Source organism: Chitinophaga sp. (assembly GCF_036569125.1).
Lineage (GTDB): Bacteria > Bacteroidota > Bacteroidia > Chitinophagales > Chitinophagaceae > Chitinophaga.
In genome coordinates this window covers 1-10378 of the sequence record NZ_DATCRF010000747.1, presented here as the reverse complement: position 1 = coordinate 10378, position 10378 = coordinate 1, and the positions used below count along the sequence as shown (strand labels likewise).

Below are 10378 nucleotides of genomic sequence, written 5' to 3'. Positions count from 1 at the left end.
CGTAATGGTTTCACGGCATTATTTCTTTTCGGCCGTTATGCCTTTTTCCCTTAAAACAGATACCTGCTCCCCTGCATATCCCCAGTCGTCCAGCTCAATTTCCTGTATCACCACATGGGTTAAATGGGGGTCCTTATTCAGTGTGCGGGTAATAAGGTCAGTAACGCCTTTTATTAACTGCTGTTTTTGCTCACGGGTAACGCCTTCACGGGTCACCTCTATTTTTACATATGGCATGGCTATGGTTTTAAGCTAAAACATTTTCTTTGGCAGCTGTAGCAGTGATATTCACCTGCAGCTCAAAATCATTATAGATCAGGATATCGCCCAGGTCTTTGAAAAAGCTTCCTGAACGGAACTTCATACCGTATAGGGTGCGGTCAATTATGATGGTACCGGATGCGGTTACCACATCATCCGAAAGATTGATCTGTGCATCAAACTCAATAGGGTGCGTGATGTTCTTTATAGTGAGGTCACCTTCAATATGAGCGCCATTTACTGAAGTAATATTCAATACGGCCTCCGGATACTGCGCTGAGCTGAAGAAATCATCCGAAGCCAGGTGCCCGGCAAACTGCGCATTAGTGGCGGGGTCGGTTATGTCCAGTATTTTGATGGAGGTGGTATCTGCAACAAACCGGCCGCCGATCAAACGGTCATTATCAAATAACAATGAACCTTCTTTGATGCCGATGCTGCCGTTATGTGCACCGGTTACTTTACGGCCCACCCAGTCAATATTGCTTTGGGTGCTTACGATGTTAAACTTTCTAGTTTCCATTTTCTTTATGTTTTAATTACAACACAAAGGTGGAGCGGAATGACGAGGAAAGCATGTGACCTGCATCACATTTATAGGAGTGCCCGGCTTATGTGATCCAGCTCACATTTCAACCATGATAGAGGCGGCTCAGCGTTTCGCGGGAAACGCCCAGGTAAGCGGCGATCAGCTGTTTGGAAACGATATTATATAACTGGGGATAGGTATTAAGCAGCTCTTCGTACCGGTGTTTGGCATCGTTATTCATGAATGATAAAAGCCGTTTCTGCGCTGCTACATAACCTTTATTGGTACGCCAGCGAAAGAAGTGTTCAACTGCATGGATCTCGCTGCACAGCTTTTCACGGTCGGCATTGGAGATGCAAAGCACTTCTGCATCTGTAATACAATCCACACTAATGGTAGCTTTAATACTATTGTACAAAGCATTATAGTCTGATGCCCACCAGCCAGGCATAGCAAACTGGAGGATGAACATTTTCAGATCGTCGTTAATATAGAATGATTTCAGGCATCCCTCTGTTACAAAGTACTCGCAGCTCACCTTATCCCCTTCTGCAATAATTACCTGGCCCTTTTTGAAGGACATAGGTTTAAAATGGGAAAACACATAACCAAACTGTTCGTCGTTAAGATCAATTACTTTTAATAAATGGTCCTTCAGAATAGTTTCAGCTTTCATGAACCGAAGTTATTAATTAACTCCTGATCATCCTAATCCAACGGTGCTGCTGTTCATTCCTGCCGGAAGCTTTTTAAGCTTCCATCTTCATTAAACTGTATATCATAACGCTCACGGGTGCCATTGATCGTTCCCGGGAACCAGCGCATTCTTCTATCCCAGATGGATACATAAACAGAGCTCAGTGGTTTTGCGCCTTCCACTTCAGTGGCTTTCTCATTATAAACCCGGGCTACCCTGGCTACATTGGCAAAGTGGATCCTGTCTAAAGGAATCAGCTTGCTCTCTGTTTCATCATTTATGGATATTTGCGCAGGTGTGGGCGCCGACCATTTGCCATCCTTGTAGATGTAGTTGTCTATGTACTTAGGGTTTTCAGGATGCCGGAGCATAAGCATAATATTTCCATCCCCGTAAAAATGAACGGAGCGGTAAATGAAGATCTCCTTACCGGCATACTGCGGCAGGGCCCTTAAAGCTTTTTCTGCCTTTTTTAAACGGGTAGTGTCTGTTAAGAATTTTCTGCTTTCCCTGTCAGCAGGGTGGCCGGGGCTATGATGGTAGGTGGAGGTGGTGGTGGAAGTTGATGTATGTGTTTCTTTTGAAATATGCGTTTCTATTTTTATACTAATGCTTTGTTGCTGTTGTACCACAGGATTATTCAAACTATCCGCAGCGGCCTGCTTTTGAACCTGCTTACTTACGGCAGCATCATCCGGCCTAAAAGTTTCCTCCACACTTTTTAATACCTGCCTGCAGCCGGAAAAAGGGAAGCTGCATAAGACCAACATAATAATAAGGGAGCGCAATGCCTTCATAGGATAATTCAGCTTAATTCGTTTAGATCGCTTGCAAATGCTATTTTTTCCGGCTTCTCTTTGAGGTAATAAATAGAGATATGTTCCTGCTTAAGGGTATCCAGCTCCAGCAGGCCTACAATTTTCTTCAGGCTTACGTGGTGGGTCTTTTGCAGGTGATCGGTATATTCAAGGTCAAATTTTATCTGTGGCTGCTCATTAATGTAGGTACCGGTTTGGCTGGCCCTTACTAAGCGGGCATTGGTTTGTATGCCTTTAAACTTAATAGATACCGCCTCACCGGGCTTGCCGGCTACCTTATGGTAAATAAGTGTGATGACAATGCGGATAAATAAAAGGATGGCCGGGCAAACGATCAGCGGGTGGCCCAGGCTCATAAAACGCCATCCCATGCCTTCACTTTCCAATAAATAGGAAAGGCCATAATAGGCAATCACCAGCGCAGTAAGCGCTAACCAGCCTAAGCTGATTAGCGCAATAGCTGCTTTTTTAATAGTGGCCTCTGAAGCTGCAAAAATGAAATAAGGCTCATGCTTTACTTCTTTATCAAGTAACAGCTCAATCTTTTTTCCCACTTCAAAACGGCGTTCATAAGGCTTGGCATCATTTATACTTGCCTTTTGTAAAATTTCGGCGCCTACCAGGTTTTTAAATGACAGGTTAAGGTCATAGGCATCGTAACCGGCATTGGGCTTTGATGTTTTTGTTACGGCCATGATCTTAGCTTCCCGTGGTACCCCCTTCTCTTGCAGGTAGGTGATATTCCGCTTGGCAATAAAGATATTTATGATCCATTTACGGAAATATCCTGCCAGCACCACGATCCAGATCACCACAGATGCAGCTGCAACGCCCAGCGCAAACCAGGGATCCCTTTCCCGGAGGTTGGGCGGGTAATCATTTTTAATGTTGTAGTAAAAAAGCATGGGAAGCGCAATCGCAAAAAACGCCATGTTCAGGATCGCGAATAATAAAAAGCCACGTTTCATTGTCAGCCCGGATGGATTTTAATTAAGGGGTGATGGATATAAAGGCCAGCGGCTAACCAATGAAAGAGAACTTATACTCGAACATCTTACCAATTACCGGGATGGGTTTCTGTGCGCCGTTGGCCGCATTAATAATACCCATTACCCACAACACGAAAATAACCAGGCCTATCATGCTCAAAAAAGACAGGGAGGGCACCACAGTGGCGATCACACTTAATATTACATTTAAAATAATACTTACAATGGCCAATCCCAATGCCTGCCGCAGGTGATATTTCAGCAGGGGATCTGCTTTTTCTTTTCCACTAAAATAAGCAACGGCCCAGCCGATAAGCGTAATGTAGGAAATAATGGATAGTGTTTTGCTGTTCATAAGACTTCGTTTTTTAAGTTTAAAATTGCCTGCACAAAACTGGGTTTAGTCAGAGGCCTTTCCAAATAACACCCTGCTACAGACCATCTACACAAAACTGAAACACCGTCTACATTGCGTCTACAGCAATTTTAAATATTTGTATATCAAATAGTTACAACTCCTGTAGACGTAGACTTTTTTGCCCGGACAGGCGGGTCTTTTGATCTTTATGCTACTTTTGCGGTATGAAATATATAGGGGTAAAAGGTGTATTCATTTGGATAGGTATCAGCTTATGTTGTTTCATAGCTACTGCGCAAATTGCTTCAGCGGACCGTTCACAACCGGCTGCCGGAGCAGGCCAAAGTGAGCAGGCCACCCGGCTTACCCACCTGGCAGAGGCTTATCGTATAAACGAAAACTACCCATCTGCTATAGCAACCGCACAACAGGGCGCAGGCATTGCCCTGCAACAGCATGATCTTACCGCAGCCACAAAGGCCTATACGGTGCTGGCTAACGTTTATGCCAATACCAAACAGTTTGCCATACTGAAAAAAACCAGCGACACCACCCTGTCCATTGCCCAAAAGGCGCGTACCCCCATTGCTATGGCTTATGGTTATTATATACAGGCCGTATTATATAATGCGCTCGACAATGCCGATTCTGCAACCAACTACGCTCAATTGGCGCTTAAGGTGCAGGGGCAAAAGCCGGAACCTTATATTTCCGCTAAAATATACTACCTGCTGTATGCCCTGAACACCCTGTGGGACGATGTGCCGAAAGTGAATGCCTATGCACAGAAAGCTGCTGAAAACGCCCTGCAGGCCGGTGACTATAACCTGCTAAGCAACTGTTACATAGCGCAATCAACCGCTGCTGATTACAATTATCAGCAATCCAAAAGCACGGAGCAGCGGGATCTTATTATTTCTTATTTAAGAAAAGTTGAAGACCTGCACCAGCAGCACCCGAAGGAAGTAGCACAAAAAACCTATGCCATAGCCTGTATAAACAGCGCTGATTTTTATCTGAGAAATTTTCCGGCAACAGACGATCAGGCGAAGGCCAATGCCATTCAATATGCCAACCTGGCTAAAACAGCCGCAAAAGCTACTGCATTCGGGCAGGAAATTATAGCCAGCAGCCTGGGGATCTTAAGTGAATATGCTAAGCGCGACAAAAAACCTGCACTGGAAGAAAATTATCTGCTGGAGGCTTACACCGTAATGCTGGACCAGAAAGACCCTTATTATTACACCCTTGTAAACGTAGTAACAGCGCTGGCCAACCTTTATGAGAAGAACGGGAACTACACCAAAGCCCTGGAATTTCAGAAAAAGGTAACCGAATATAAAGCCAAACTCTTTGACCGGCAGCAGGCGCTGAATTCCCAAAAGCTGGAAATACAGTACGAGACCGAAAAAAAAAATAACGAAGTGCTGATGCTAAAGCAACGCGAGCAATACAGCCGCATGCAGAACTATTTCTATATCGGCATTGCCGCCGTTTCTTTACTGGGCCTCATTTTTATGTTCCGTTCCTATCATTTCAGGCTGCGGTACTCCCTGCAGCGGGAAAAACAGCTGCAGCTGGAAAAGCAGGAAGCTGAATTGCAGATGAAGCTGGAAAAAGAGGAACAATCCCGGTTAAAGGCCGAACAGCAGCTGCTGGAAGCCCAGCAACAACAGCTGCAAAAAGAAGCCATGGCCAACCTGCTGCAGCTGGAGCATAAAAAAGAGATGTTGTTGCAGATCAAAGAAAAAATTAACGACAACGACCTGCTAAACATCAATAAGATCTGGAATGAAGAACAGCTGCTGGACAATGATTTTGAAGATGTGAAATTGCAGATCCAGCAGGTACACCCCGATTTCTTTTACCTGTTAAATGAAAGAACCCAGCAAAAGCTCACCCCTCTTGACCTGAAGCTGTGCGCTTACCTGCACCTTAAGATGGATACGAAAAAGATTGCCCAGATCCTGCACATTGAGCCTAAAAGTGTACGTATGAGCCGGTACCGGATCAAACAAAAGCTGGGATTAGGGAAAGAGGAAGATCTGAATGCGTTTTTGCAGAACCTGGGGTAAGCCGCAACCTGTAATGGTTTATTTACCATGTGCCGGTTCCCTAAACCCCTGCTCAATACCTGCTGTTTTGAAAAACGCTTTGAGCATATCGAACTTTTGCGCACATCGCTCTCCCAAGAAAATATCGCCGCTGCTTTTCCTGGTTTGACTGCATTGAAAACAGATCTCTATAAAGGCAACCGCTTTCCCGGTATTATCCAGGAATAATATGGCATGTTGCGGGCTATAACATTCCATTGTCCGCTCAGCACGAATAGGGCCGGCAAAACCATAATTGTACAAAATATCCGTTAGCGTATCTATTTGTACTGCGCTGAGATTTTTGACCTCATTGGACTTTAAATACTGAACCTTGCTTGCTTCCGTTTCACCGGGCATGAGCAGCACCGGATCAGATGGTGAAAAGATAAACTTATCTCCTTTTATATTAATAATCCCTTCCCCGCCAAATGAAATAAGCTGGATCTGTACGGCAACATTAAAGGGGTATTTCCGCAATCTTTCCTGCAGGCTAAGATCCGAATTACGCGCACAATTATGATTGTTCCTTTCGGTTTCAATTTCCTTTTTTGTCAATTTTTTGTTGGGCTGACTGTATCCCAATTGCGCCAGTAAAAACGCTGTGATAAAGAGTAAATATTTAGGCATGTATGTTTTATTATGCTTCCAGGCTACAGGCAACCGGCTTAATTCATTAAAATTAAACAAAATACGTTATCACCCAATTCCCCTTATCATATATTCTTCGCAGTTAACCCTAATTTTTCCCTTTCCCGTAAAAACTTTTCCCGATTGTTAAAATGCCTTCGCATTTCTGTCCGCACCTTTGCGGAAATCTGATATTGTCATGAAGCGAGTTATACAACTTATACTCCTCCTACTCCCTCTCTTTGGTTTTGCTATGAACGATGAAAATGAAACGGACTTCGGATCCATCAAAGGGAAAATTACCACCAACGATAACAAAGCCGCGGCAGCAGTAAGCATTGTAGTAAAAGGAACGGCTAAAAATACACTGAGTAATGAGGATGGTACTTTCAGCATTCATCACCTGGCGCCCGGCAGCTATGAGCTGGAAGTATCGCTGGTAGGTTATGAAACACTCACGGAAAGTGTAACCGTAGAAAGGAATAAAACGGCTACCGTTAACTTACAGCTGCAGGTATCCAGCACCCAGCTGCAGGAGATCATTATTACCCATACCAAAAATAAATACGCAAAAAAAGAAAGCGAGCAGATTGCACGCCTGCCTATCAAAAACCTGGAAAACCCGCAGGTATACCAGGTAGTAGGTAAAGCGCTGATGGATGAGCAGGTGGCCACTGAACGTACAGATATTTACAGGAACATTCCCGGCGCCGTACCCAATTTTATAGCAGGCGGCTCACAGGGCATGACCATGCGCGGTTTTTCCAATACCGTGGGTATGCGGAACGGTTTGGTTACCAGCGCAGTAGTGCCGTTAAACCCCATCATCCTGGAGCGGGTAGAGGCTATTAAAGGCCCGGCCGGTACTTTATTCGGCAGTAACCGCAACATTACTTTTGGTGGTGTTTTTAATTACGTAACTAAAAAACCGTATGATGATTTTGGCGGGATGATCAGCTATACCGGCGGCAGCTACGAGCTAAGCCGGGTTGCTGCAGATGTAAATGCCCCGCTGAATAAAGATAAGACCTTACTGTTCCGCCTGAACGCCGCGGCACAATCAGAAGGCTCATTCCAGGACCAGGGATATGCAAAGAACTATACCGTTGCACCCAGCTTCTCATACCAGGTAAATGAGCGGCTGAAGCTTACGGTAGAAGCGGAGCTTACCCGCGCTAACTATACTACCAGCTCCCTGGCCATTGGATCGCTGAAAAATGTAACCGCCCGCAACTTTAAAGACCTGCAGCTGGATTATAAAGCTTCTTATATTAATAATGGGGTGGATGTTAGTAACGGTATTAATAATGTGCAGGCACTGGTAGAATATAAAATATCCGATAAATGGAAGTCGCAAACCAACTACCTGTATTCAGAGGGCTTTTATAAGCATTTTTACTGGACCACCCTTACCATGCTCACGGATTCCACCATGGGCCGTTCTGTAAGGAACCAAACCCCGGAAACCTTTGGTAATACCGAGCTGCAGCAGAACTTCATCGGCGACTTTAACATAGGATCACTGCGCAACCGTATGGTGATCGGGTTGGATTATAATTATAACTATAACGACTTATATCGTGTTAATTTAAATGTAAATGAGGTAAATATCCGTCAGCCTGTAAAAGACGTTAGTGTTGAAGAGCTGAATGCACTTTCTGTTCAGAAAGGTTTTACCAGCACCTCCACTAAAGCTTACAGCTACAGCGCATACGCTTCTGATGTATTGAACATTACCCCCAGCCTGATGGCCATGTTAAGCTTACGGGTTGACAGGTTCACTACAAAAGGCACGTACACCCCTGCTACGGGTAAGTATGCCGGTGAATACAGCCAGACTTCTTTATCGCCCAAGTTCGGATTGGTGTACCAGGTGGTACCGGAAAAAGTATCCGTATTTGGTAACTACATGAACGGCTTCGTGAACCTGGCGCCGGTTACACAGCCAGACAATACCATCCTGGAGCTGAAACCCCAATACGGCAACCAATGGGAAGGCGGGGTGAAGTTCGATGTGATCAGTGGTAAATTAAGCGGCTCCGTTAGCTACTATGATATTGCGGTTACCAACTCCACCCGCATTGAAGTAATTGACGGGCAGAACTTCACCGTGCAGGACGGCACCCAGCATAGCAAAGGGTATGAGGTAGAGGTGATCGCCAACCCGGCTACCGGTGTAAACATTATAGCCGGTTATGCGCATAACGAGAACAAATACACGAAAGCGTCCGCTGCCCTGGAAGGCAAATACGTAACTTTTGCACCCAAAGATGTAGCCAACCTCTGGGTAAGCTACGCTATTCCGCAAGGCAAAGTAAAAGGCCTGGGGTTTGGCGCAGGCGGTAACTATGTAAGCGATTCCTGGTTTGAATCAACCAACAGCTTTGTATTGCCGGGATATACCCTGGTAAATGCCACTATCTTTTACGACCAGCCTAAATTCCGCCTGTCTGTAAAAGGTAACAACCTGTTAAATAAACAATACTGGAATACGAATGGTACCCCGCAGAAACAGCTGAATTTCCTGGCAAGCGTAACGTTTAAATTCTGATAGCCTTTTCCATTAAAACAAAAAGAGACCTGACCAATTCAGGTCTTTTTTGTTTTATACCTTTTCTGCGAGCCCCAGCTGCTGCATAGCGGTATAGTCCACCTTTCCGTTGGGCGTTAGTAAGATCTCATCCACCTGCTGTATCCTGAAGGCGCTAACATGCAGCTGCAGCTTTTCGCTTAGTAATTGTTTGATGGCGCTTACATCCAGCGCTTCCAGGTGCTGTACCAGCAGGTACTTATCTTCCACACCTATACATGCCAACGTTACTCCGTTCAATGCATTTTTCAGGATGCTTTCTACCTCATCCAGGTTCACGCGGGTGCCAAAGAGCTTTACAAAGCGTTTCATGCGGCCGGTAATGTAATAGTAGCCCTCCGCATCTTTTTCGGCCATATCACCGGTGTACAGAACGGTGTTGTGATCAAATGTTTGCAAACCGGCCGGGCCGGTAGCGTAACCGCCAAACACATTAGGCCCTGTGTATACCAGCTCCTGCGTGTCGGGCCCTATATCAAAACGGCCGTTCTTAATGGGTATGCCAATGGAGCCGGCCTTATTGAGCAGCGCTTCCGGCGGCAGGTAGGCCATACGCGCTGTGGCTTCCGTTTGCCCGTACATAATGTAAAACTGTTTGCCGCGGGCAGCCATATACTCCCCGAATGTTTTCGCCAATACCGGGCTAAGCCTGCCCCCGGCCTGGGTCATATACCGCAGGGATGCATATTCCTTTTTACAGAACCCGATACGATGCAGCATTTCATATACATAGGGCACCCCTGCTATGGACGTATAGCCATACCGGTTAAGATCTTCCCAGAACTCTTTTTGCACTACATCCCGGCTGGTACATACCACCTGCCCGCCGGCTATGCTATTGGTGGTGAAAACAGATAACCCGTATGAATAAAATACCGGCAGGGTAAGCGGGCTTACATCATGATGTACTATTGGTAAATAGTCTATGATGGATAAGGCATTCTGCACCAGGTTATGCTCCGACAGCTTTACAAACTTAGGGGAGCCGGTGGTGCCGGAAGTGCTTAACAATACTTTAAGATCCGGGTGAATGGGATAGCCGGTTTGCGCCATATTCCTGAACAGGCGTGCAATGGCTTCAAATCCTTCCACGGCCGTGCGGGATGGATCGTAGATATAACAAGGCCTGTACAGCTGCTCCAGCTGCTGCTTATAGGTTATGTTTAGCTTAGGACTTAGCAAAGCAATGGTGTACGGGCTATCCAGGAAGTTTAATAAAGCTTCAATAGCAGCAATGCTGTTATCAATATATAAGAATGCCAGGCCAGGCTGTGGCTCAAGAAGCAGGCTATGTTTAAAGTCGCTTACCCGGAAATGCTTTCCTGTAGCCCCATCTACATATACCAGCTGCGTGTTGGCGGCTATCAGGTCATATAATTTTGTCATCAGTCAATAGCTATTTGATGTTTGCGC

General features: G+C 45.5%; 10 protein-coding genes. 2 read left to right on the top strand and 8 right to left on the bottom strand.

The annotated features are described in order from the left end of the window. Nucleotides 1-18 precede the first annotated feature (18 nt). The 6 genes from VIM87_RS27645 to VIM87_RS27620 all read right to left on the bottom strand — a co-directional run bounded on the left by VIM87_RS27645 (nt 19) and on the right by VIM87_RS27620 (nt 3649). Nucleotides 19-237, bottom strand: coding sequence for a 4-oxalocrotonate tautomerase family protein (locus tag VIM87_RS27645; protein WP_332000115.1), 219 nt, complete (start codon nt 235-237; stop codon nt 19-21). Nucleotides 238-247: 10 nt separating this feature from the next. Beyond that, entirely contained in the window at nt 248-784 is a 537-nt protein-coding gene (locus tag VIM87_RS27640) for a YceI family protein (protein ID WP_332000114.1), read from the bottom strand. Nucleotides 785-893: 109 nt separating this feature from the next. Further along, nucleotides 894-1466 (bottom strand): Crp/Fnr family transcriptional regulator, encoded by a 573-nt coding sequence (locus VIM87_RS27635; protein WP_332000113.1) that lies wholly within the window; start codon nt 1464-1466, stop codon nt 894-896. 53 nt (nt 1467-1519) lie between these two features. Then, entirely contained in the window at nt 1520-2203 is a 684-nt protein-coding gene (locus VIM87_RS27630; RefSeq protein ID WP_332000112.1) for a hypothetical protein, read from the bottom strand. Between the two features lie 89 nt (nt 2204-2292). Continuing rightward, nucleotides 2293-3273: a hypothetical protein gene (locus VIM87_RS27625; protein ID WP_332000111.1), complete on the bottom strand. Its 981-nt coding sequence runs from the start codon at nt 3271-3273 to the stop codon at nt 2293-2295. 52 nt (nt 3274-3325) lie between these two features. Beyond that, nucleotides 3326-3649: a DUF4870 domain-containing protein gene (locus tag VIM87_RS27620; RefSeq protein ID WP_089920139.1), complete on the bottom strand. Its 324-nt coding sequence runs from the start codon at nt 3647-3649 to the stop codon at nt 3326-3328. A gap of 227 nt (nt 3650-3876) precedes the next feature. Between VIM87_RS27620 and VIM87_RS27615 the strand changes: the two genes are divergently transcribed. Then, nucleotides 3877-5727 (top strand): hypothetical protein, encoded by a 1851-nt coding sequence (locus VIM87_RS27615; protein ID WP_332000110.1) that lies wholly within the window; start codon nt 3877-3879, stop codon nt 5725-5727. Between the two features lie 18 nt (nt 5728-5745). Here VIM87_RS27615 and VIM87_RS27610 read toward each other — a convergent pair whose 3' ends face one another. Continuing rightward, nucleotides 5746-6303 (bottom strand): hypothetical protein, encoded by a 558-nt coding sequence (locus VIM87_RS27610; RefSeq protein WP_332000109.1) that lies wholly within the window; start codon nt 6301-6303, stop codon nt 5746-5748. A gap of 271 nt (nt 6304-6574) precedes the next feature. Here VIM87_RS27610 and VIM87_RS27605 point away from each other — a divergent pair, with 271 nt between their 5' ends. After that, a complete protein-coding gene (locus VIM87_RS27605) occupies nt 6575-8926 on the top strand; it encodes a TonB-dependent receptor (RefSeq protein WP_332000108.1) in 2352 nt (783 codons plus the stop codon). 54 nt (nt 8927-8980) lie between these two features. Here the strand turns inward: VIM87_RS27605 and VIM87_RS27600 are convergent, their stop codons facing one another. Beyond that, nucleotides 8981-10351, bottom strand: a complete 1371-nt coding sequence (locus VIM87_RS27600) for an AMP-binding protein (protein WP_332000107.1) — start codon at nt 10349-10351, stop codon at nt 8981-8983. Nucleotides 10352-10378: the final 27 nt, after the last annotated feature.

Bases quoted from the DNA above. Each gene is read 5' to 3' on its own strand.
- VIM87_RS27600 (WP_332000107.1), bottom strand. From the start codon at position 10,351: ATGACAAAATTATATGACCTGATAGCCGCCAACACGCAGCTGGTATAT.
- VIM87_RS27640 (WP_332000114.1), bottom strand. From the start codon at position 784: ATGGAAACTAGAAAGTTTAACATCGTAAGCACCCAAAGCAATATTGAC.
- VIM87_RS27645 (WP_332000115.1), bottom strand. From the start codon at position 237: ATGCCATATGTAAAAATAGAGGTGACCCGTGAAGGCGTTACCCGTGAG.
- VIM87_RS27625 (WP_332000111.1), bottom strand. From the start codon at position 3,273: ATGAAACGTGGCTTTTTATTATTCGCGATCCTGAACATGGCGTTTTTT.
- VIM87_RS27635 (WP_332000113.1), bottom strand. From the start codon at position 1,466: ATGAAAGCTGAAACTATTCTGAAGGACCATTTATTAAAAGTAATTGAT.
- VIM87_RS27605 (WP_332000108.1), top strand. From the start codon at position 6,575: ATGAAGCGAGTTATACAACTTATACTCCTCCTACTCCCTCTCTTTGGT.
- VIM87_RS27615 (WP_332000110.1), top strand. From the start codon at position 3,877: ATGAAATATATAGGGGTAAAAGGTGTATTCATTTGGATAGGTATCAGC.
- VIM87_RS27620 (WP_089920139.1), bottom strand. From the start codon at position 3,649: ATGAACAGCAAAACACTATCCATTATTTCCTACATTACGCTTATCGGC.